Source organism: Paenibacillus sp. D2_2, assembly GCF_031199965.1.
Classification (GTDB): Bacteria; Bacillota; Bacilli; order Paenibacillales; family Paenibacillaceae; genus Fontibacillus.
The window spans coordinates 4,028,779-4,050,964 of the sequence record NZ_CP133605.1; the positions used below are offsets into that span (position 1 = coordinate 4,028,779).

Here is a 22,186-nt window from a genome sequence, read left to right on the forward strand (position 1 = left end):
TTGGTTTGTTTAGGGCATGATCGAAGGAAATACCTGCATTTTTGCAGGCTTTTTGCTAAAAACGGTCGATTTCAGAAGAAAAAACTGCATTTCTGCAGTTTTCTTCTGAATCTTTTTATTTATGGGCCTAAAATGGACTTGATGATGCCCCGAAACGGACTTGAACTGCATTTGCTTTGGCACTTGCCTTGACCTTAGCTTTGGCACTTTCCTTAGCCTTGGACTTGGACATGACCAGAGCTTTGGCTTTGGCCTATCCCTTTTCCAGTCCCCGCTCCTTACCCTGACCCTAAACTATCTTCCGGCTCACTTTATTGCCCTCATAGCTGAACAGGGCGATCTTGTTCTCGACGACCGTCTCCATATGGACCAGGTCTGCCCCAGAGCGAGTATACATAAGGAAGAGTGCGCTCCAAATATTTAAGGTCCAGCTCAAGACCGTCATATTGATGTTTCAGCAGCAGCTCGCCAGCCCGATTATAATCGCCGTCCTTCACGACAATGTAAGGAAATCCGCCGTTCATGCGGGAAGCTACAAGCTGATCACGCACATTCTCCCATGCCTTGTCGGTGATTTTCCATTCGGGTCCCTGCTTCTCGAAAATGTACAGATCCAGATCATCTACCAATTGCTTCGTCAAATAACTGCGCAGGAATGAAGTATCTGAGTCGAGCTCCCGCACCTCAAAGATCTTCTCTCTACCCTGCCCAGGGACTCTCCCGAATCTTGTTCTTTCCTCCTCTGTTGGCTTATTCCAACGCCGTTCAATATCTTCGAATATTTTCAGACCCAGATAGTAGGGATTGAGGTTTTGCGAAGGTTGCACGACAGAAGCGTTAAGCTTGGCGAATTCGATCGTCTCGTCACTGCTCAGATCCATCTCGCGCAGAATCCTCTGATGCCAGTAAGAGGCCCAGCCTTCATTCATGATCTTCGTCTCCATCTGCGGCCAGAAGTAGAGCATTTCTTCACGCAGCATGCTCATAATATCCCGCTGCCAGTCCTCCAGATTCTCCGAATACTCCTGGATGAACCAGAGAATATCCTTCTCCTGCTCTGGTGGAAAAGAAATCGCGTCCTCACTGTCCGAGAGCGCAGCGCCATGGTTCTCCAAATCCCACAGATCATCATATTCTCCCTGTCGGACAGGTGCCTTCGTCTGCTCCTTAGCGCGGCGCTGCTTCTCTTCCATTTGCTGACGCTTATCATAGCGGTGTGGCTTAATTAACTGCGGATCGACATGCTCCTGAATAGCCAGAACAGCGTCGATGAAAGCTTCCACCTTGCTCGCTCCATGAATCAACTCATAACGACTGATCCGCTCCGCGGTCGCAGACATACTCTCGACCATATCACGGTTTGTTGCCGAGAAGCGAAGATTGTTCTTGAAGAAGTCGCAGTGAGCCAGTACATGGGCGATGATTAACTTGTTCTGAATCAGCGAATTTCCTTCCAACAGAAAGGCATAACATGGATTGGAATTAATGACGAGCTCGTAAATTTTGCTTAATCCAAAGTCGTACTGCATCTTCATTTTATTAAAGGTTTTTCCGAAGCTCCAATGACTGAAGCGGGTCGGCATACCATAAGCCCCGAAGGTGTAGATGATGTCCGCTGGACAGATCTCATAACGCATCGGATAATAGTCCAGCCCGAATCCATCGGCGATTTCCATAATTTCCTGAATCGAATATTCCAACTGTTCCAGCTCAGCCGCCACGTTATTTGCCCCCTTTCCGTTTATGGAAAAAGCGTTTCAAGGCCTGGTACACCTCACCCTTCTCCTTAATTACATAGTACAAGAATCGTTCATGCTTCAAATTGCGATAAGCGGACATTAAGGTACTACCGCGGTTGTATTGATTAACCTCCCCGTAGCCGAACATATTTGAGCGCTTCAGAAGCTCATTGATGAGCCTAGTACAGCGTTCATTGTCCGAAGTCAGATTATCTCCATCAGAGAAATGGAAGGGATAAATATTGTAGCTGGACGAAGGATACCGTTCATCAATAATCTCTAGCGCCTTCTGATAGACGGAAGAGCAGATCGTGCCGCCGCTTTCACCGCGGGTGAAGAAATCCTGCTCACTGACCTCCTTCGCTTCTGTATGGTGAGCCAGGAACACAATCTCGACCTTCTCATATTGGCGACGCAGAAATCGAGTCATCCAGAAGAAGAAGCTGCGTGCGCAGTATTTTTCAAAATTGCCCATGGATCCACTCGTATCCATCATGGCGATAATGACTGCATTGGAGCGAGGAATCTGGACGTCCTCCCACGTTTTATAGCGCAGATCATCCGGTGAGATACCATGGATGCCCGGAGAGCCGGAAGTCGCATTGCGACGTAGGTTTTCTAGAATCGTCCGTTTCTTGTCTATGTTCGACATCAGTCCCTTCTTGCGGACGTCGTTGAAGCGGAATGAGACGGTCTCCATTTCCTCTTGTCCTTATCCTGAATAAAGGGAAGCTCCAATTCATTGAACAGCATATCCTCCAGTTCCTCGATACTGATCTCGGCTTCTACGACATCATGACCTGGCTGATTGCCTGCTTTGCCCCCTTTGCCGGCATCCTTTGGATGATCCTGAGCCAGCACATCGCCAACCTCGCTGTCTCCATTCCCTTGCCCAACATGCTTCTGTTTCTGAAAATTATGAATGAAGCGGTATTCCTCCAAATTGCGTAGAGGAACTTTAATAATCTGCTTGCCGTCCGACATAATAATATTCTCTTCAGTAATCAGATCCGGCAGATTTTGCTTGATCACTTCCCGCACCTTCTCCTGGTGGCGCTGCTGATCCTGGTAGCCTTTGCGATGCAGCGACCAATCTTCCTTGGAGACGACGAAGCTGAACTTATTCTGTTCAAATGAAGATGACACGGTGGGCACCTCCCTATTGGAATGTCAGGGAATTAAAAAGTAGTTGTAACTAAGTATATTCAAACGGCACGGTGATATGTGAGGAAGAAACAAAGCAAGTATAGCCCATTAGCAGAAATAGAATAGGGCAGCTATAACGAACAAAACCACCGGAGACTATAGTCCGGTGGTTTATACATCATTCTTATTATCTGGTCCAATAAATCTTACTCACAAATCTTCATCCGATATATCCCCAGCGCGACCGCGTACATATACCATGAAGCATGCGGCAGCCATTGCTCGGCCCAGCGCCAATTATCGTCAACGACGCCGGGTTCGGATCTGACAAACAATTCGATGTCTTCTTCATCGGTTAATCCGGAGGTAACTCCGTTGCAGATTCCACCAGGACAATTCATATAATCGAATCCGTTCACAAAATGGTACTGTGGATTGTTCCGTCCGGAGCCTTGCAGCATGCAGCTGTCAAATGGATTAAGTCCAAGAATCCAGCTCAACTGGGCATCCGCATAAGCTGATAGCTTCTCTTTAAACTCCGCATCCTTAGCATCTGTCAATTGCTTACCCAGTAGCCTAGCCGCTGCAGCTAGAGATGCCAGACGCGCATTCTCCCCTTGCCACCAAGGCGAAGCCTCTGTCTGATGAGGCAGGAAATATGAAGTATATCTCCGTCCATCACTGCTCTCAACCCATTGTCTTGCCAGTCCGAATGGATTAGTGACCTCTGCGGTAATCTTGAGTTCCGACTCCATGACCTGAAGTGCCGCCTCCATCACTTTGGCCCGGCGCGATTGATTCTTCTCAATCTGCAAATAGTTCAGTAGCGCTACCACCGGAAGCCCGGCATCCGAAGGATGGAAGAATGGGCGCCCCTCTTCATTGGCGCTCCAATAGTGGCCCCATTCTGCACTTGGCTGTAAATAACCAATTAACCGCTCGGCACTCTCGCCAGCTTGTTTTAGATAATCCGGATCCAAGGAGGCCTGGTACAATTCAACCAATGCGGTTAACTTACAATATTCATCCAACAGATTCGGCTTGCCATCATTCAAATACTTGGCATTATTAGTCGCAAGATATTCATACGACTCACGAGCTGCCTGCAAATATTGCTCGCGCGAAAAGTCGCCTGGGTAGGCGTGTCTACTCGCAGCAGCTAGAGCTGCAATGGCGAATCCAGCGCCCTGACGGAATCCTGTCTCATAGGACTCATCGGTAATTACTTCAACATCAGCTGTTACCGCAGCACCAAACTGGGAAGAAGAGTTCTTGTACTGAAAGGAGATCCTCCGGTCCTCCGACTTCATGAATTCTCCGCTGCGTTTGGCCGAACGGAAGAAGCTGCCCGAGGGTGCCCTCATACGGAACATATAGTCCGCACCAAACATCGCTTCATCCAGCAATCTACGTTTGAATTGGTAATAATGGCGATTTCCCGATTCCTCGAGTAGCTCATGCGTCTTAAACAGCGCCCATGCTGTAAAAGAACCCTGCTGCGGATTAAAATAAGTCGCATGCGACAAATGCGATAGATGCTTACCGTAATCCCCGGTCGCATCATACCAGCCCCCGTGCAGGTCATGTCGCCCTTCTCGCTCCCCAGCGAAAGGGATATTCCGGTCCGCCCGATCGAAATCTCCACTACACCGTTGAGCTTTGAAATAGAAAATAACGTCCGATAGACTCTGCCTCCCGAGTAAATTATCTTCTATAACGAACTCATAGGATCTGATGGTGCCTTGCGACGTATCACATTCGATCACATATCGACCCTCGATCTGCAATGCATTAAAATCTGCCGTCCAGAAATGCCAATCCCTCCATCTGTCCACCGTTCCACAACGCTGAGCACTTCCAGAATAGACCGTTCGCCCGTTCAACTGATCCACAACGCGGAAACCGCTGACCTCATCACCACTCCCGCCCAGGATAACAGCACGTTTGGTTCCTTTTCGCTCATAACCAATATGATTAATTAGAACTTTCATCCAGTCGTCCCCTCACTTCCTACCTAGTCATACTGCACATTAGCTGAACCATCGTTTGTCCGAATGAATAAAGGTATCCGATTGAAATGTCCCAATTTTCTACTAACCCGTTCCTTCATAATCCCATGCCAGACAAGCCGCACCGAGTAATCCGGTCACCTGTGGCCCGAGCTCTGTGAGTGAGATCTCTTTCAATCCTCTTCTCGACACTCCGGTTGAATTCTGATAAATAAAATCACTAAGCTCCTTCAACAGCCAACGATCCCTCATCACTCCACCGCCGAGAATGATCGCTTCCGGGTTAAGGATATTCACAAGATTAACCAGCCCGATCCCGATCGACCAGATGAATTCTTTATGTATTCTCATGGCTAGTGGATCTCCCTGACGCGCCGCCATGAAAATATCCATAGAGGTAATGCAACCGGATTGAATTAGAGAGGCCAGTCTGGAATCCGGATAATCGCTAATCCAGCGAATCGCCCGATTGATCATACCGCCCCCTGATGCGGCAGACTCTAGACACCAGCTGCTTCCGCACATACACTGCTCCATATCACGCCCGACAAAAGTATGACCGATCTCCCCGGCATAATTGGAGGCTCCCCTAATCAACCTGCCATCACTAACAATCCCCGCAGCAATCCCCGTGCCGATATTAACATATAGAAAATGACGGTATTCGCGTCCTTTACCAAGATGCAGCTCAGCCAGAGCCGCCGTATGTACATCATTATCGATCGCTACATTCATTCCGTAGCGTTGCTTAAGATCATCTCTAAAGTGTATCATTTCCATCCCGGGCAATCTCATCGTTCCGAGCCAGTCACCCTGTTCAAAATCAACGTGACCGAATACTCCAATTCCGATATTTCCAGATATATTCTCATTACCGTACCCTTGGATATAATCCGCTATGGAACGATAGATACTGCCCTTTAACGAGGACTCCGTACTAAGATCGATCCCGTATCTAGCATGATGAGTAATATCACCCTGACGCGTTACCGACCCGATTAATATTTTTGTTGCACCAATATCAATTCCTACAGTTACCGGCTCACCAACACGCATTTGTCTCGATCTCCTTTCTATCTAACCCTGGATCACAATCTTGCCTACATCAGCTCAGCTGCCGCCTTATCCAAAACAATCGTCAGACTAGGATGCAGCTGTAGAACAGAGGCTGGAACATCTGTAGTGATCGGGCCCATTAGGGCCTGCTTAATAATTTCGGACTTGCTCTTTCCTTTAGCCAGAAGCAAAATATGCTTCGATCTCATAATTCGCCTAATCCCTACGGTAATCCCCTGTACAGGTACGCTGCCGACCGCGCCGAAGAATCCTGCCTTATCCTTTGCAGTACGGCTAGTTAGGTTGCTCACATGCGTATCCAGATGGAAGGGGGTTCCCGGCTCGTTAAATCCAATGTGGCCATTACTCCCGATCCCGAGAATCTCGAGATCAACAGGATGCTCATCGAGAAGCCTATCATAGGTGGTACAAGCCTTCTGTAGATCTTCCGCCATACCATCCGGCATATAAATATGGTCGCTTTGCACACCGATATGGTTCAGAACCTGGTAACGAATCCGATAGCTGACACTTCGCGGATCATCAGGGGACAGACCGACATACTCGTCTAGTGTAAACGCCTTCATTTTTGAGAAATCAATACGCCACTCTTGGTACAGGTGGGTCAACTCACGATAAAGCCCGACGGTAGTCTCTCCTCCCGCGAACGTAACCACACTATTTGGCTTCGCGATGACTTGCTTCGTCACTTCAAGTGCGGACGCTATATGAAACTGTTCCTCCGTATCCTCCACAATGATCCTCATGAAGCACCTCCCATGATGTGTATTCACCTCTATATTACCCCTCTCTACCAGAATTTAAGGTAGAAAATCTTCTAATAAGGGGTTAATATTCTACAAAAAAAGAGCCGTCTATTTCGACAGCTCCATAAATCCTTCCCCGAACACATCACGTACATCATGAATCGTAATAAATGCATTCGTGTCGATCGCCTTAACGATCTTCTTCAGTTGACTGATCTCCTGCTTATTAATGACGATATACAAAATTTCCTGCGGCAGCTTCGTATAGAAGCCATGTCCGTGAAGCACAGTCACGCCCCGTTCCATCACGACATTCACCTGCTCGGCGATCTGATTTTGCTCCTTGGAGACGATCATCACCGCTTTTCTCGGATTCAAGCCTTCGATAATAAAATCCATCACCTTGGTACCAATAAATAACATCACAATGGTGAACATCAAGCTCTGAACACCAATGATGAACAAGGAAGCAAAGACGACGATCAAATCGAAGAATAACAAAGCATAACTTACATTCCAATCCAAATACTTATTCATGATCCGTGCAAGAATTGTCGACCCTGCCGTCGTCCCGCCAACCTTAATAATGAGTCCAATGCCTACCCGGCAAATACACCACCAAAGACAGCATTCAGCATCAAATCATGGGAAGCGATCGTCCAGCCTTCTGTAAGATACAAGAAGAGAGAGTTGAATACGACAGCGATAATTGTATATATGGTTGTCTGCTTATCGAGAAATTTGTACCCGATCACCAGCAAAATAGAATTAAATATGAAGTTAACGAGACCAGGAGACCAGTGGAACAAGTAGTACAGAATAATCGTGACCCCGGTAACTCCTCCTTCACCAAAATCATTAGGAATTACAAACAGATTCACATCCAATGCAAAAATCAATGCGCCAAAGATGATTGTTACAATATCGGTTATTCTCTTTTTCATGAAGTAAGCCCCTTCTTGTGAGTATGTATGGTTGTACCACTAGCGCTAAAATCAGTAATTCCTCCTGACCGTACAAAATTGGAAAGAGCGCACCGTGGCAAGGGTACGCCCTTCTTCTTAGTATGAATTGTAATTCGATCCGAACCAGTTGGCCGATCAGGCATCTAATTAATTGTAGTGGAAATATTATGATTTGTTAACCCATTTTCAGAAAATGAATAAATATTCAAATGAAACAAAAAAAGCCTGCCACTGGCCCAGTGACAGACTCTAATCATTTATATAAGCTCATTTCCCTCTAGAGGTAAGAGCCCATGCCCCCATCATGGCTCCCGCCCTTGATAGCGGAATAATCTAGCGATTCAACAGACTACCAACGTACCGCAGCAGTTCATTCGCACATACGGGGCAATATCCATGCTCATCAATCAAGCGCTTGCTGACCTCATTAATGCGTTTCAGTTGACTCTCATCCGGGGTTTTGGTTGAGGTCGTAATCTTAACGATATCCTTTAGATCAGCGAACAGCTTCTTCTCAATCGCTTCCCGTAGCCGATCATGATGATTGTATTCGAATTTGCGACCTTTACGGGAGTAGGCCGAGATTCGAATCAAAATCTCTTCACGGAACGCTTTTTTGGCATTCTCGGAAATACCGATCTGCTCCTCGATCGAGCGCATCAGCCGCTCATCCGGATCAATCTCCTCATCCGTAAGCGGGTCACGCCGTTTCGTCCAGTTGCAGAACGATTCGATATTGTCGAGATAATTCTCGAACAATGTCTTAGCCGACTCCTCGAAGGAATAGACGAATGCCTTCTGTACTTCTTTCTTAGCGATCTCATCATACTCTTTACGAGCAATGCTGATAAAGTTCAAATACCTATCGCGTTCTTCCTTGGTAATCGAAGCATGTTGGTCCAATCCATCTTTTATCGCGCGAAGAATATCAAGAGCACCCATGCATTGGATATCCTGCTTAATCAAGGCGCTGGAAATCCGGTTAATGACATAGCGTGGATCGACCCCGGACATTCCTTCCTCCAAGTACTCATTCTGCAGCTCTTTCAAATCGGCATCTTTGTAGCCCTCTACCTCTTCCCCATCGTAGAGGCGCATTTTCTTGACCAGATCGACTCCTTGTTTCTTAGTCTCCTTCAAGCGAGTCAGAATAGAGAAGACCGCCGCAGAACGCAGAGCATGCGGCGCAATATGCACATGCCCCATATCGCTCTGTCCAATCAACTTGGCGTATATTTTCTCCTCTTGCGACACTTTCAGGTTATATGGAATCGGCATAACGATCATCCGGGATTGCAGCGCCTCATTCTTCTTGTTGGCGATGAAGGATTTATACTCCGATTCGTTAGTATGAGCGACAATAAGCTCATCAGCCGAAATTAAGGCAAATCTTCCCGCTTTGAAATTCCCTTCCTGCGTTAAGGACAACAGATTCCAAAGGAACTTCTCATCACACTTCAGCATCTCTTGGAACTCCATCAGACCTCGGTTTGCTTTATTCAATTCTCCGTCAAAGCGGTAAGCTCGTGGATCGGATTCTGAGCCAAATTCTGTAATCGTCGAGAAATCGATGCTCCCCGTCAGATCTGCAATATCCTGTGATTTCGGGTCCGAAGGACTGAATGTACCGATCCCGATCCGTCCATCCTCGGACAAGATCACTCTCTAACCGGTACTTTCTCGATATCTCCGTCAAACTCTGTACGCAGTCTCATCTGGCAGACTGGGCAGAGATTTCCCTCGATTCTAACATGTAGCGCCTTCTCTACCTCCGGACGAAGCTCATGAGGTACTAAATGCAGCGGCTCCTCATGCATCGGGCAGCCGGAGATTGCATAGACTGCTCCACGCTGCGTACGGGAGAATTGCTCCATACCACGCTTAAGCATGGTGACAATCGTCGATTTTCCACCACTCACCGGACCCATTAATAGCAAGATGCGCTTGCGAACATCGAGTCTTCTAGCCGCAGAATGGAAATACTCCTCTACCAGCTTCTCCACTGCTCGGTCCAGTCCGAAAATTTCCTGTTCAAAAAACTTATACTTTTTCCGGCCATTCAGCTCTTCCACACCATAAGACTCAATCATTTCATACACCCGGGCATGGGCCGTCATGGCAGGCGAAGGATCCTCAGCGAGCAGAGCGACATAGTCTTTAAATGTTCCGTTCCATGCTAAAGCATCGCTTTCCGCCCGGTAAGCCGCTATACGTTCAAAAATGTCCATGTTCAGTACCTCCTGTACTCCGCTTGGGGTATCCCCGTCCCTTTGATCCTGAACTAGCAATGGAATAACCTACAAAATGATATTTCATCTTGTTTATTCACTCATTTGACTCAATTAGAAAAAGTGTATTACATACCTATGCGGAAACAAGCAAGAAGTTGACCTTTTTTATCCGTATTAATTATTCCAGTAGGAATAGTCAACTTAACACCATACTCTCTATAGAACAAGCCTCCGTATTACTGACCGTTCCAGACGTATTTCTGGCTGTGCTATAATTTGAGTTATTAGCTGAGTCCGACAATCAATGAGTAGCAGTCGCAATGGCGGTGACATTTGCAATAGATGAGTAAATATATGAGTGTACCGAATCTAGAGATGACATTTGCCTAGTGGAAGGGGCTTTCTGTTTACACACCCCCAAAATAATGGGCTCCAGTGGCCTAACGGAACATGGAAGACTCGCACAATAAGGAACGATAGATATTCTAACGAAACGTGGGATCGTTATTTGAGCTAAAGCAGGCCGTAAGAAAATCTAACGAAACTGTGTATCGCTATTCAGCCAAAACCACGGTACTTAGGCCAAATCCCCCCTAAATAACGTGTCTCTGTTTCGTTAGAATTTAAATCATAGCATTTAAGCGACAATAACGTTTCCCAGTTTCGTTAGCGTATAAATCTTATAAATAGAGGGAGAAGCGGCATGGCAGTCAAGCATGAGACGGAATTGTATGCCCCGCTGAAGGCTTTTTTTGAGGAGCGGGGATATGAAATAAAGAGCGAGGTACGGCATTGCGATCTAGTCGGCTACCTGCGGAGAGCGATGAACCGTTAATCGTGGAAATGAAGAAGGGCTTCAATCTTCCCCTGCTCCTGCAAGGACTGGAGCGGCAGAAGCTGAGCAGCGAGGTATATCTGGCTGTAGAGCGGGCGCGGGCCAAGAAGGGAGCTCATAATCAGCGCTGGAGCGACATTACGAACCTGTGCCGCAGACTCGGTCTCGGCTTCATCACCATTACGCAGTACAAGACCAAGAAGCCTTTTGTCGAGATTCACTGCATGCCTGGTGATCATCTACCCACGCCTTCACCGAAGGTCATTAAGGCCAGGGCCGCCCGATTGCAATATGAATTTAATGAAAGAAGCGGCGACTATAATGTCGGCGGCAGTCATGGCACGAAGCTGATGACCGCATATCGTGAGAAGGCGCTGCGAATTGCGGTGGTGCTGCAGGAAGGCGGGGAGATGGCCCCTAAAGACATTAAGCTTCGGAGCGGCGTTGGTCAGACAGCAGCGATTCTGCAGAAGAACTACTATCTTTGGTTCCGCAGGGTCTCGCGTGGTCGTTATGTTTTGACCCCTGAAGGCGAGCATGGACTTAAGCAGTATAGCTACATTATCGAAGGATGGAGCAGCGCCGCTCCATCTATAGAAGATTGAACTCCCAGTCCACCCTAAAAAATAATATCCTCTTCAGCAGGTATAAGGGTTCTGCGTCCTCCCATTTCTGCCTCTCACCGCGCGCGATCCAGCACGCGGTGTTTTCGTTGTATGCCCCTTAGCTTCTGGCGGTAAATTCCATCAAGGCGTCTTCAATCCGCGCAATACCCTCGGAGGCCCCCAATAACGGATATGCTGCATAATTCAGCCGTATCCATTCGCCCTCCATAGCCGGAAACTTTTGCAATTCCTCTGCCACGGCATAACAGTGCATGCCCGGTGTAAATGCCGCCCCTTCTAACATCGAGGCCTTAAGTAGCGCTTCTGAAGTAATTCCTTCGGGAAGCCGCACCCACAAAAATAACCCGACTCCCGGATCATAAACCTTGGCCTCCTGCCACTCCGTTTGCTTTAGCTTCTCCTTCAAATAAACCCGCCGAGTATTCAATTCTACTTCTATCTCCGCGGTATACTCCGTTAATGAGAAGCTATCCCCCGTCAGCAACCTATCAAGGATAAGACAGTTCTGAATGGAAGCACGGCTATGAACGGCTTCTTCAGTGCCGGCGACTGCGAGCCTGGCAAGCATTGCCGCATCGCCGCGTAGCCAGGCCAGCGGCAACGATGGGGATAGGGCCCGCTCGAACGAATCCAGCAAGACGACGCTCGTTCTTCTCCATTTGGCTTGGCTAAGCCATAAGGAGAAGAACGAGTCGGACGCTGCCGAGATCGATGCATTGCCCGCCCCTGGCGCACCTGCGCCTTGCAGCCAGGCGCGCGCGAACCCCGGCACCCGCAGGCGGTGCCGTCCTCGACGATCGGCACACGATGCCGATCGCACTGCTCCAGCAGCGTAAGCATGCGCTGCTGGCTCCACACCGCGCCGGACGGCCCGGTGCTATGCAGCGGCGTTACGTACACCAGCGCCGGCTTCGCCGCGCGGAGTTGACGCCGCAGATCGTCCGGCAGCATGCCGTCCCGGTCACACTGGACCGGGACAGGGACCGCGCCGCGGAGGCGCAGCATCCACAGCGCCTCCGGCGAGCTGGGCGACTCCACCAGCACCGCGTCGCCCGGCTTCAGCAGCGCGCTAATCGCAAGCTCCAGCGCGCCTGCTACACTGTCCACCAGCAGCAGGCGGTCCTCCGCCTCTGCTGCTCTCTCCCCGCCCTCCGCTTGCCGATAAGCGGAGGCCAGCCAATCGCGCAGTCGCTCCGATGCCACGGCCGCTGCTCCTGCTGCTTCATCTGCCTGAGCGGCCACAGCCCCTTCAGTGGCTTCCCCTGCCTGATGGACCTTCGCCCCTGCTTCCCGCAACGCATTCCCTTTCCATTCTCCGGCCAATCCTAATTCCTCCACAATTCGCACCATTCGTTCGCTGAACGAAGACATCTCCCCGATTGAACTCCCGGCGAAGGAAATAAAATCGCCGTCACGAATCAAGTTCTCGACATCACTGCGGAATATTTCCGGCAACTGCCCGATCGTCTGCTCCAACCACCTTTCCAAGTTCATTCCTCCTCTTCCGAATCATTACTCTTACGGCGATTGTACCCGAGGACAAATTATTGCCGCAAATCTACCATTCAACCTTTTTTTCACTATCAATAAAGTCCGTTTTGCGAGAAACGATACCACATGATAGAATGGAATCTTGGAAATCATAACTAGAGGTGATATAATGCCTTACTCCACAGAGCCAACGTCAGACAGTGTCCCGAGCAGAAAGAAGCGTAGACCATCCGTAAAGATGGTTCTATTAACTTGGATTCTTCTTATCGCTCTCGGCGTTACCGCCGCTTACTTATACAGCAATCATTTGAAAGAATCGATGATCGCGCAGATGAACCAGGAAATACAAACCCGCACGGAAGCGATGAAGACCGATTATACGACGCAGCTATCCGCTCTATCCGCTGAAATTCAGGAGCTTAATAACAAGGTGGAAGCCTTCAATGAGCTGCTGACCTTCACGAAGGATAATTCCAGCAATAAGACGGATAACAGCAACAAGCTGTACTCACAGCTGAATGAAGTCAAAGCGCAGCTGGCCGAGCTGCAGAAGAAGATGGAACTATTAAAATGATAGCACCACATAAACAAATCAATCGCTTCTTTTTACTCGTGACGGGTCCCTTCCTGGGGCTTATCATCGCCATACTGATTAGCGGAACAAGCCTGAATTTTCAACAGAAACCCGAACCATTTACAGTCAATACAGATATTCCGGCTACCGCAGTCGCGATTTCCGGACAGCTGGAACAAGCTCAGGACGCAGCCCAGACAACAATAACGTCTATTAAGAAGACGGCTGAGCTGTACAATAAGACGACCTCCGTCATGTCCAAAATCGTGCAGGCATCACAGAATGCCGCCAAACGGCCTGAAACCATCTATAATAAAAAAATTACGAGCTTGCTCGGCTCTCCATACAAGACCGTAGAATCCGACCGCATAAGGCTTGAGCTGTTCACCGTGAATCCCGGTACTTATCATGGCTATGCCATGAAGGTCAAGCTTAAGTCACCAGATGCGATGCAAATGACTCTAGGCAAAGATAAGCTGGGCGGATCTGAGACAACACTAGCTGCGGTCAAGCGCTATGGAGCTGTTGCCGGGATCAATGCTGGCGGATTCGCCGACTCCAAAAAAGGACGTTTCCCGCTAAGTACAACCGTACTGGACGGCAAATATTTGGGCGGATTTGAATCCAGCTACAAGGATCTCTTCTTCGTGGGACTGAACAAATCCGGCAAATTGATCGGCGGACAGTTCTCCTCGCAAGAGGAGCTGGATCGGCTCCACCCGGAATTTGGGGCTACCTTTGTACCGGTTCTACTTAAGAACGGACAAAAGAAGCTGATCCCGGACAAATGGAAAACCTCGCCCTTGCGAGCTCCACGCACCGTCATCGGTAATTACAAAGACGACCAATTGCTTATTATCGTCGTGGACGGATATAACGAGAATGGCGGCTCCGGGCAACCCTGGAAGAAATTCAGGGAAGATTGTACAAGCTCGGCGTTCAGGACGCTTACAATTTGGACGGTGGCGGTTCCTCCTCACTCGTCGTTAACGGCCAAATCGTGAATCAGCCCTCCGATGGGCAACTTCGTCCTGTTCCTACTCATTTTCTATTTTTTAAATAGAAAAAAAGACCACTACACAAGTGATCTCGTTCCGTCTGTGAAATATATCATATTTTGATTTATTTTTATCGAAGAGATGGATATAATAGGAATAAGAGATGTTAACTTGGAGGTGTCGTCCTTGTCTTTCTCATTAACATTCTGGATTATTGCCATTGTACTGGCCATGTTCCTGTGTGGAATTCTAACTTCATCCTATAACGACGATAAAACAAAAGGCCTGTAATAAAGAAGCTTCCCTTCAAAGGGAAGCTTCTTTATTACATTTAGAGGTTGTTCAAAAAGTCCGCTTTTGATCACGAAGTGAATCAAGAAGTAACTCGGCATCGAATCTTGAATTCACCCGGGTCTTCTGGTGCTCACGTACAAACTACGTACGCTCCGCTCCTCAGACCCTAGCTTCATCCAACCTTCTCGGTGCTGAAAACCGAACTTTTTGAACACATACTTTTAGGTCAAATGATTCATCTCGACCAAGCATTGATTGCAGATCGAGCGTTCTTTGAAGTCACTAACATTGTCCATAGAGCCGCAAAATACGCATTTCGGACGATATCTTTCCAAAATAATATGATCACCTTGTACAAGAATTTCTACAGGGTCCCCTTCATTCATTTGATATCTTTTGCGCAGCGACTTGGGCAATACGATTCTTCCCAGTTGATCCACTTTACGGACCACACCAGCTGGTTTCATGATATAAAACACCTCTCCAACATAAAATTAATATGTAAAAATAGAACGAAATACCTATCTAATTATATATATTTCGCTATTTTTTTATAGATTCCTGCTAATTCGACAGTAAAAATGCTTCGTCAGGATTTCCCCGCTCCCGAATCTGGTTAGCAGTAACGGTATGTAATGGACCACGCTGGCTAACATCTGCTGGTCATAGAGGTTGTTCAAAAAGCCCAATTTTGATCACGAAGTGACACTGCGAGCTTATTCGGCATCGAATCTTGAATTCAGCCGAGCCTTCCGGTGCTCACGTACAAACTACGTACGCTCCGCTCCTCACGCCCTAGGCTTTATCCAACCTTCTCGGTGCTGAAAACCGTTCTTTTGAACACGCACTTATAGCAAATTTCAGCGGGCGCGGCCCGGTGATCAAGCTGCCCGGAGGCCTATACCATTTCTGGGAAGCCAATCTGTCTTAGCGCCTCGTAAGTGATAATAGCTGCCGAATTGGACAAGTTAAGCGAACGTACTTTATCGGTCATCGGCATCTTCATTAACGTATCCGGATGTGCCACAAGAATCTCCGGCGAGAGCCCCTTGGTCTCCTTACCAAACACAAGAAAATCTCCGTCACGGAATTCAAAATCTGTGTAATACTGCTTCGCTTTCGTCGTGGCAAAGAAGAAGCGGCTGCCCGCGTATTTCTCTTCAACTTCCTGGAACGAGTCATGGTACTCAATATTTACCGCGTACCAATAATCAAGACCTGCCCGTTTCATCGTTTTATCATCTGTATTGAAACCGAGCGGTCGCACCAAATGCAGGTGAGTCCCCGTTGCCGCACAGGTTCTGGCTATATTCCCGGTGTTCGCCGGAATTTCCGGCTCCACGAGTACAATATGCAATGCCATGCTTATTAACACCTCATCAATAATAGAATCTGTACTTTCCATAGCTGTCTAAGGGTAGTTCTAACCTATTATAACAGTTTAGCACTCGAAGTATAAGAATGTTTTAAAATTCATCCAACTGAAGCGTTTCGAAGAAACGCACATCGCAAGCATAAGCTTCGGTGCTGAAAAGCGTACTTTTCAAACTTCATTAAAAGAAAAACCCTCCGTCGCCATTCGCAACGGAAGGTTGATAGATTCAATCTTCATTAACCGTTTTGCTGTTGGAAATGGTTCATAAAATCAACCAGAGCCTTGATGCTGTCATATGGCACTGCATTGTAGATCGAAGCTCGGAGTCCGCCGACACTGCGGTGGCCCTTGAGTCCGACAAAGCCCTCTTGCTCTGATTGCTTAATGAACTGCTTCTCTAGCTCTTCATTAGCAAGGCGGAAAGTCACGTTCATCAGGGAGCGGCTCTCTTTGTCCGCACAACCATAGAAGAAACCGCCGCTATTGTCGATCGCATTGTACAACAGGTCCGACTTCGCGCGGTTGTTCTTCTCGACCGCTTGCAAGCCGCCTTGTTCTTCAATCCAGCGTAATACTTCATTTACCATGTAAATGGAGAAGGATGGAGGTGTATTATAGAGCGAATTGTTCTCCGCTTGAATGTCGTAACGAAGCATGCTTGGCAGATGCTTAGGAGAATTACTTACCAGCTCCTCACGGGCAATGACAACCGTTACCCCGGAAGGACCCAGATTCTTCTGTGCCCCTGCATATACCATACCAAACTGATTCAGGTCGAACGGACGGCACAGAATATCACTCGACATATCCGCAATCAACGGCACGCTGCCGGTATCCGGATATTGTGAGAACTGGGTCCCTTCAATTGTCTCATTGGAGGTTACATGCAGATAAGCTGCATTGTCTGGCAATTGGAGATTGCTAACATCAGGAATGGACATGTACTTGCTTTCCTCGGAGGAAGCTACCACATGAGTCTCGCCGATCAGCTTCGCTTCTTTAATCGCCTTGTTGGCCCAGCTTCCCGTCTTCACATAAGATCCAACTTTGCCTTCAGTCAGGAGATTCATCGGAATCATAGCGAACTGCGTCGATGCTCCGCCTTGTAGGAACAGTACTTTATAGCCTTGCGGATTGCCTAGCAATTGAAGCAGGCGGCTGGACGCTTCATTATGAACCCCTTCATAGACAGCCCCGCGATGGGACATCTCCATGATCGACATTCCTGTACCATGAAAATCAACAAACTCAGCTTGTGCGCGTTCCAATACTTCAAGCGGAAGTGCAGCCGGACCAGCATTGAAATTATAAGCTCTCTTACCCATTTCTCCCATCCTCTCCTAGTTCACCTTAATACCTGCGTAGTTTTTTTAAGGATTATCATAGCAACTATTCTTTTCTACAGCAAGAATATATTTTAATGAATCGCATCAATTTGCAGAATTGACACATTAACGCTTCACCAAGATGTAGCGATAATCATTTTATTTTGTGAAAAACTCATAGATTCTGGACCAGCTATAACTCTCGCCGGGAGCGACATTCAACTTAATAAATATTTCTGGTGAGATGACATGTTTCTCTCCCCATACCGCGATAGAATCGACCGGATATGTGCTGATCTCTCTGACTCCTGCCCGACTCTCGTGGTTATACAGCTCCCAGATCCATCCCTGAGGATGATAAGCTTGGGCTTCCCCCTGCAAACGGAAGTAAAACCAGCTATCCTGGGCTCCGCTCCAGTTAACTTCACTGCCATGGAATGACAGACTGTCCATCGATCCCTCTTCATCTACTTCAGGCACCAGTTCAAATGGGAATTTCAAAGTATAGGCTGGTCCAACCCCTTGCCCATCAATACCGAGAAAATTGTGATTATATTCTTTCGTAGAGATCGGCTTGCTGCCTTCATTTTGCAATGTGTAGTCCACTATCAAAAGGTTGTCCTCAATGCGGATCTGCTTCTCCAGACGGACCGCATAGCCGCGGCACTCCTCTGGAAATACCGTATAGCATAGATTAGACGGACTTTCCTGTCTGACCTCCTGCAGAAAAGGAATCAACGGATATTGCTTATGAAATTGATACGCCTCTTCATCCACCCGAGTTAGCAAACCGACTCCCAGCTTAGGAAACAACTCACCAACCTGGGCATCCTCATATCCGATCGGATCGGCGATGCCAAACTCATTACACAGCCCTGCGCCACCAGTTCCGAGTCCGGGAACAAGGCTCTCCGGTACACAGAAGCTATGATTCCCCTGCCTTAGGGTCACTCCCGTAATAAAACCGCTCCAATCAAAACGTTTACCTTGATAAAATCCTTGCTCAGCAAAATCTACGATTAGATGATCATTCTTTAATTGATAGCTCATTTATATTCCTTCCTCTCTTATCCCATCAAATAAGTATACCTCCCTCTGTCCCGTTCGTTAATATACTAAACAGCTTTTCTTTAAAAAAAGCCATACCTGCTCGGATTGCTGCAGATATGGCTAATATATAAGCGGAACTAACCGTTGCCTGTCCGACCCTATTTCAGCTCTATTTCTAGCAGCCGCGCCGTCTTCGTCTCCGGTAGCGTAACCTTCAAAAAGCCTTCTCCCTCACTCCAGCTCCAGCTGCAATCAAAACTCTGCGGATATGCACAACGAATTTCTAACATCTTACCTTGCAGTTGTGGAAGCGATAGGCTGATTTCAGCCGATTCTCCATGGATGCGCCAAACTGCCAGGTAGGTAGCGTCTTCGTGGCGTAACCCGAGACAGATCCATTCATCCTGCTGCTTCGGTAGACCGAGCGGCCAGAATGGCAGCGCCTGCGGGATATGGTGGCGAATCGATTTGTAATACTCAAGCGCCTCCTTCACCAGCTCACGCCGGCGTAGGCTAAGCTCAGCCAGATGGCCGCTCTGATGCACACGCAGCAGCAAGGCGTTCACCATATTGAATACAACCTCCTCATCATCTCCTTCACGAAGCGGGTACGACCAGATTGCCGACTGTTCCGGTGTAAGCGCGGAAGGTGATGCTGCAGCGATTGCCGCATAGTTCACATAATTCTCCTGATCACTCGTAGATTGAATACTGTGGCGGCTAAGCATAGCATAATCCATCCGCATTCCACCGCTGGAGCAATTCTCAATTACCAGCTCCGGATAGCGTGCAAAAATACGATCCAGCCAGGCCAAATAAGCACGGTTATGCTGAAGCAGTCCATCGCCAACACTGTCCGCATCCTTCTCCGTACCGATACCCGCATTAATGTTGTAATCCATCTTGATATATCCTACCCGTAATCCTCCACAAGTCTCCGAATGACTTCATCAGCGTGGGCAATGACATTCGGGTTGCGATAATCGAGCTGGTAACGGCTACGATCCTTTACTCTCTTTCCATGACGCTGAAAGAACCAGTTGTCATCCGTATCTTTTAACTTCGGGCTGTTGATGCCCATGACTTCAAGCTCTAGCCACAGCCCAGGAATCATTCCCCTGCTGCGGATATAGTCGAGTACATATTTAATTCCTTCAGGAAACCGCTCTGCGGACGGCCTCCACTCGCCAACACCGTCCCACCATTCACCAGGCGCATACCATCCGGCATCGATACAGAAATATTCACAGCCTACAGAGGCAGCCGCATCAATAAGCGGAAGCAGCTTCTCCGTCGTCGGATCCCCCACAAACAGTTCATGTAGTCATTAAAGATGATCTTCAGATTACGATTATCGTCATTCGGCCGACGGATCAGGCGGCGGTAACGTGTTAATTGCTGTGCCGCCTCATCGATAGAGCCTTGAACCTCCCCCACCGCAGCTGGCACCGAGACGAACTCTTCTCCTGGTTGCAGTGATATCCACCAATGATTGTCATGTTCAGTCGGTCCGCTGATCAAGAGTGTCAATAAATCAGACTGATCGATAATTTCCCAATGCCATGATCCGTTATGCTCTATTTGCCAAAATAGGCTTGTTCCAGCTTCATTATTCTCCAGAATAGCCATAGGAATATGCTCCGCCGCGGACCAAGAGCCAGTATTACTGCATGAGATGCGCTTGGAGCTTTTGTCGATCAGATGCGACAAGCCGAGCTCAGGTAGATGATACGACCGCCATTGCAGCTCGCTCTGCCAACCATGATGCGGGATCGATAACAGCATTTTGCTATCCCTATCCTCCTTGCCTACCTTATCAATTCCTGTCAACGCAAAGGAGGAGACGTATTCCACATCGATTGGCTCAGATCCTTTATTACACAGCTCCATCCAGCAGCGGACAATGGCTACACCTTCATAGAATTGAAAGTGTTGTACCGCCTGTAAAGAGGTAACAGGATCGATAAGTACAATCTCTAACTTACGTCCGTTCTCGTTGCGAGAGTCGCGATGCGTCTCATATTGAAGTCTTAAACCCGGATACGTCGCACGATGTGTTCTTCCGTGATATTCATCGCGATCCTCTCCCGTGATTTGCAGTTCCATTAGGCGGAACCCTTTTTTATACGCAGCAGACAACCCGTTTACTTGACTTTCAACGTCCTGCCAAGCCGTCGTACCGAAATGCAATAATAAAATATCACGATTATCTGTTACCTCCAGGACTAAATTCAACCCGTTCTCTTCAATGTTGATTATCTGACTCATCGCTCCAGCACTTCCTTTCCTTTCAGCCTCCATATATAACTTAACTCAGCACCAGGAGATGCTGAGTTAAGAATAGGAATATTAGGGTTCACTTGCGTTATTCTGCAGATCCAAGCTGAATCCAAGCTTTTTGAATTTCGTCAATCGTTTTCTCTTTAGATTGATTTCCGCCAATATAAGCTTGCATAAGTTCCCCGAATTTTTGATGGAACGTATCCAATGAGTAGTTGATAGACAAATCGCCAGAAGGCTGAGTCTTCAGAATTTCAACCATTTGCTTAGGCATATCCAGAAGAGGCATCGGCGCATCCTTAATTGGCGGAATTACTTTAGCTACATTGGAGAACCAGCCTTTACCGTAATCCGAAGTATATAACCAATTGAAGAACTCAATCGTTTCCTTGGCAACCTTCGAGTCTTTGTTAATGCGTAGAGCTTGATCAGCACCCGTAATAATGAGAGCCTGATCCGCTTTATCACTTACAGGGTAACCAGCGATACCGATATTGAAATCCGGATTGATTTTCTTAATTGCCTCCTCATCCCATGCGCCCTTACCTGTCATAAATGCGGCTTTTCCGGAAGCGAAATCACTTACCTCAGCGTTGCTGTCACGTTCTAGCGGCTTATCAGTACCATGCTTAACTGTCGTATCTATGAAATTGAAGAAGTTATCGGACAGAATCGGATGTTCTTTGAAGGTTGTCTTACCTTCGATGAAGTTGTCAACAAGTTCTTTCGGGCTCATATTTGCATCCTGGGCTGCAGCATCCACGAAATGCTGGAATACGTGCTTCCATACCCACCATTCTTTATAGGCGTTGGCAAATGGAGTGATGCCTTGAGCCTCCAGCTTAGTAACCGCGTCTTCTAATTCAGCTGTTGTCTTAGGTGCTTCTTTAATACCTGCTTTTTCAAGGAGATCTTTGTTATAAATAAGTGCGAATAGATTACCTTCGACCGGTAGACCAAGCACTTTACCATCTGATGAACTCATATTCGAACGAATGGCATCTGTCATTGCTGCCGCAAGCGGCTCATTGGTCAAATCTGCGCTGTATTCGGCAAAAGTATCGATATCTCCGCCCGCAGTTGTTTGAAATACGTCAGGAGTGCTGCCGGCAGCTATTTTCGATTTTAATACCGTGTTATAGTCGGCTTGCATAATTTCCAGGTTAATCGTTACGTTCGGTTTTACTTTTTTGTATTCTTCAATGTAAGCGTTAAATGCGTCTGTGTATTCTGGAGAAGCTGTAAACATGTTAATGGTCACCGGTTTAGAGGAATCCGCGTTGCCGCCATCGCCCGCCGCACCATTTGCCCCGTTATCAACCGCCTTGTTGCCACCACACGCTGACAGAAGTCCCATTAACAGTACTAGACTGAATGAAATGGCAAGAAACTTTTTCTTCATAAGGTAATGCCCCCACTTTCTTT

Annotated in this window: 17 protein-coding genes and 5 pseudogenes; 4 read left to right on the top strand and 18 right to left on the bottom strand. The window is 47.7% G+C overall.

Annotated elements, in window-relative coordinates:
* Nucleotides 1-289: 289 nt before the first annotated feature.
* The 7 genes and pseudogenes from RE628_RS20620 to RE628_RS20650 form a co-directional block, all read right to left on the bottom strand.
* Nucleotides 290-1,676 (bottom strand): annotated as a pseudogene (locus RE628_RS20620) (SpoVR family protein).
* A 46-nt stretch (nt 1,677-1,722) separates the two neighbouring features.
* A pseudogene (yhbH, locus tag RE628_RS20625) lies at nt 1,723-2,885 on the bottom strand (sporulation protein YhbH).
* A 206-nt stretch (nt 2,886-3,091) separates the two neighbouring features.
* A complete protein-coding gene (locus RE628_RS20630; protein ID WP_309154796.1) occupies nt 3,092-4,876 on the bottom strand; it encodes a glycoside hydrolase family 9 protein in 1,785 nt (594 codons plus the stop codon).
* Nucleotides 4,877-4,978: 102 nt separating this feature from the next.
* Nucleotides 4,979-5,950 (bottom strand): ROK family protein, encoded by a 972-nt coding sequence (locus tag RE628_RS20635; protein WP_309154797.1) that lies wholly within the window; start codon nt 5,948-5,950, stop codon nt 4,979-4,981.
* A gap of 44 nt (nt 5,951-5,994) precedes the next feature.
* Nucleotides 5,995-6,717 (bottom strand): glucosamine-6-phosphate deaminase, encoded by a 723-nt coding sequence (locus RE628_RS20640; RefSeq protein ID WP_309154798.1) that lies wholly within the window; start codon nt 6,715-6,717, stop codon nt 5,995-5,997.
* Between the two features lie 108 nt (nt 6,718-6,825).
* Nucleotides 6,826-7,661: pseudogene (locus RE628_RS20645) on the bottom strand (YitT family protein).
* A gap of 354 nt (nt 7,662-8,015) precedes the next feature.
* Nucleotides 8,016-9,910 (bottom strand): annotated as a pseudogene (locus tag RE628_RS20650) (PrkA family serine protein kinase).
* Between the two features lie 706 nt (nt 9,911-10,616).
* Here RE628_RS20650 and RE628_RS29750 point away from each other — a divergent pair.
* Together RE628_RS29750 and RE628_RS20655 are read left to right on the top strand one after the other, a co-directional pair.
* Nucleotides 10,617-10,748 carry a hypothetical protein gene (locus tag RE628_RS29750; protein ID WP_375142949.1) on the top strand — a complete coding sequence of 44 codons (132 nt, stop codon included), beginning with the start codon at nt 10,617-10,619 and terminating at the stop codon, nt 10,746-10,748.
* A gap of 8 nt (nt 10,749-10,756) precedes the next feature.
* Nucleotides 10,757-11,353 (top strand): DUF2161 family putative PD-(D/E)XK-type phosphodiesterase, encoded by a 597-nt coding sequence (locus RE628_RS20655; RefSeq protein ID WP_375142950.1) that lies wholly within the window; start codon nt 10,757-10,759, stop codon nt 11,351-11,353.
* Nucleotides 11,354-11,471: 118 nt separating this feature from the next.
* Here the strand turns inward: RE628_RS20655 and RE628_RS29755 are convergent, their stop codons facing one another.
* The 3 genes from RE628_RS29755 to RE628_RS20665 all read right to left on the bottom strand — a co-directional run bounded on the left by RE628_RS29755 (nt 11,472) and on the right by RE628_RS20665 (nt 12,675).
* Nucleotides 11,472-11,780: a hypothetical protein gene (locus RE628_RS29755; RefSeq protein ID WP_375142951.1), complete on the bottom strand. Its 309-nt coding sequence runs from the start codon at nt 11,778-11,780 to the stop codon at nt 11,472-11,474.
* A 71-nt stretch (nt 11,781-11,851) separates the two neighbouring features.
* A complete protein-coding gene (locus RE628_RS29760) occupies nt 11,852-12,562 on the bottom strand; it encodes an aminotransferase class I/II-fold pyridoxal phosphate-dependent enzyme (protein ID WP_375143130.1) in 711 nt (236 codons plus the stop codon).
* Nucleotides 12,469-12,675 (bottom strand): hypothetical protein, encoded by a 207-nt coding sequence (locus tag RE628_RS20665; RefSeq protein WP_309154800.1) that lies wholly within the window; start codon nt 12,673-12,675, stop codon nt 12,469-12,471. Before RE628_RS20665 ends, RE628_RS29760 begins: the two co-directional genes overlap by 94 nt.
* Before the next feature lie 359 nt (nt 12,676-13,034).
* Here RE628_RS20665 and RE628_RS20670 point away from each other — a divergent pair, with 359 nt between their 5' ends.
* Nucleotides 13,035-13,439 (top strand): hypothetical protein, encoded by a 405-nt coding sequence (locus RE628_RS20670; RefSeq protein ID WP_309154801.1) that lies wholly within the window; start codon nt 13,035-13,037, stop codon nt 13,437-13,439.
* Nucleotides 13,436-14,502: pseudogene (locus RE628_RS20675) on the top strand (phosphodiester glycosidase family protein). The gene RE628_RS20670 and the pseudogene RE628_RS20675 overlap by 4 nt, the downstream one beginning before the upstream one ends.
* Before the next feature lie 450 nt (nt 14,503-14,952).
* Here RE628_RS20675 and RE628_RS20680 read toward each other — a convergent pair.
* The 8 genes from RE628_RS20680 to RE628_RS20715 form a co-directional block, all read right to left on the bottom strand.
* Nucleotides 14,953-15,198: an AbrB/MazE/SpoVT family DNA-binding domain-containing protein gene (locus RE628_RS20680; protein WP_068780187.1), complete on the bottom strand. Its 246-nt coding sequence runs from the start codon at nt 15,196-15,198 to the stop codon at nt 14,953-14,955.
* 431 nt (nt 15,199-15,629) lie between these two features.
* Complete coding sequence (trmL, locus tag RE628_RS20685) at nt 15,630-16,094, bottom strand: tRNA (uridine(34)/cytosine(34)/5-carboxymethylaminomethyluridine(34)-2'-O)-methyltransferase TrmL (protein ID WP_309154802.1); 465 nt, start codon at nt 16,092-16,094, stop codon at nt 15,630-15,632.
* A 248-nt stretch (nt 16,095-16,342) separates the two neighbouring features.
* Nucleotides 16,343-17,431: a 3-phosphoserine/phosphohydroxythreonine transaminase gene (gene serC / locus RE628_RS20690; RefSeq protein ID WP_309154803.1), complete on the bottom strand. Its 1,089-nt coding sequence runs from the start codon at nt 17,429-17,431 to the stop codon at nt 16,343-16,345.
* 159 nt (nt 17,432-17,590) lie between these two features.
* Nucleotides 17,591-18,481: a hypothetical protein gene (locus tag RE628_RS20695; RefSeq protein WP_309154804.1), complete on the bottom strand. Its 891-nt coding sequence runs from the start codon at nt 18,479-18,481 to the stop codon at nt 17,591-17,593.
* A gap of 158 nt (nt 18,482-18,639) precedes the next feature.
* Nucleotides 18,640-19,383, bottom strand: coding sequence for an alpha-amylase family protein (locus RE628_RS20700; protein WP_309154805.1), 744 nt, complete (start codon nt 19,381-19,383; stop codon nt 18,640-18,642).
* 11 nt (nt 19,384-19,394) lie between these two features.
* Nucleotides 19,395-19,790, bottom strand: a complete 396-nt coding sequence (locus RE628_RS20705) for a glycoside hydrolase family 36 protein (protein ID WP_309154806.1) — start codon at nt 19,788-19,790, stop codon at nt 19,395-19,397.
* Nucleotides 19,733-20,749, bottom strand: a complete 1,017-nt coding sequence (locus RE628_RS20710) for a glycoside hydrolase family 36 N-terminal domain-containing protein (RefSeq protein WP_309154807.1) — start codon at nt 20,747-20,749, stop codon at nt 19,733-19,735. The genes RE628_RS20705 and RE628_RS20710 overlap by 58 nt, the downstream gene beginning before the upstream one ends.
* A gap of 97 nt (nt 20,750-20,846) precedes the next feature.
* Nucleotides 20,847-22,163, bottom strand: a complete 1,317-nt coding sequence (locus RE628_RS20715) for an ABC transporter substrate-binding protein (RefSeq protein WP_309154808.1) — start codon at nt 22,161-22,163, stop codon at nt 20,847-20,849.
* Nucleotides 22,164-22,186 lie beyond the last annotated feature (23 nt).

Coding starts and splice junctions, on each gene's coding strand:
- RE628_RS20630 (WP_309154796.1), bottom strand. CDS start 4,876: ATGAAAGTTCTAATTAATCATATTGGTTATGAGCGAAAAGGAACCAAA.
- RE628_RS20635 (WP_309154797.1), bottom strand. CDS start 5,950: ATGCGTGTTGGTGAGCCGGTAACTGTAGGAATTGATATTGGTGCAACA.
- RE628_RS20640 (WP_309154798.1), bottom strand. CDS start 6,717: ATGAGGATCATTGTGGAGGATACGGAGGAACAGTTTCATATAGCGTCC.
- RE628_RS29750 (WP_375142949.1), top strand. CDS start 10,617: ATGGCAGTCAAGCATGAGACGGAATTGTATGCCCCGCTGAAGGCTTTT.
- RE628_RS20655 (WP_375142950.1), top strand. CDS start 10,757: ATGAAGAAGGGCTTCAATCTTCCCCTGCTCCTGCAAGGACTGGAGCGG.
- RE628_RS20665 (WP_309154800.1), bottom strand. CDS start 12,675: ATGCGTTGCGGGAAGCAGGGGCGAAGGTCCATCAGGCAGGGGAAGCCA.
- RE628_RS20670 (WP_309154801.1), top strand. CDS start 13,035: ATGCCTTACTCCACAGAGCCAACGTCAGACAGTGTCCCGAGCAGAAAG.
- RE628_RS20680 (WP_068780187.1), bottom strand. CDS start 15,198: ATGAAACCAGCTGGTGTGGTCCGTAAAGTGGATCAACTGGGAAGAATC.
- trmL (WP_309154802.1), bottom strand. CDS start 16,094: ATGGCATTGCATATTGTACTCGTGGAGCCGGAAATTCCGGCGAACACC.
- serC (WP_309154803.1), bottom strand. CDS start 17,431: ATGGGTAAGAGAGCTTATAATTTCAATGCTGGTCCGGCTGCACTTCCG.
- RE628_RS20695 (WP_309154804.1), bottom strand. CDS start 18,481: ATGAGCTATCAATTAAAGAATGATCATCTAATCGTAGATTTTGCTGAG.
- RE628_RS20700 (WP_309154805.1), bottom strand. CDS start 19,383: ATGGATTACAACATTAATGCGGGTATCGGTACGGAGAAGGATGCGGAC.
- RE628_RS20710 (WP_309154807.1), bottom strand. CDS start 20,749: ATGAGTCAGATAATCAACATTGAAGAGAACGGGTTGAATTTAGTCCTG.
- RE628_RS20715 (WP_309154808.1), bottom strand. CDS start 22,163: ATGAAGAAAAAGTTTCTTGCCATTTCATTCAGTCTAGTACTGTTAATG.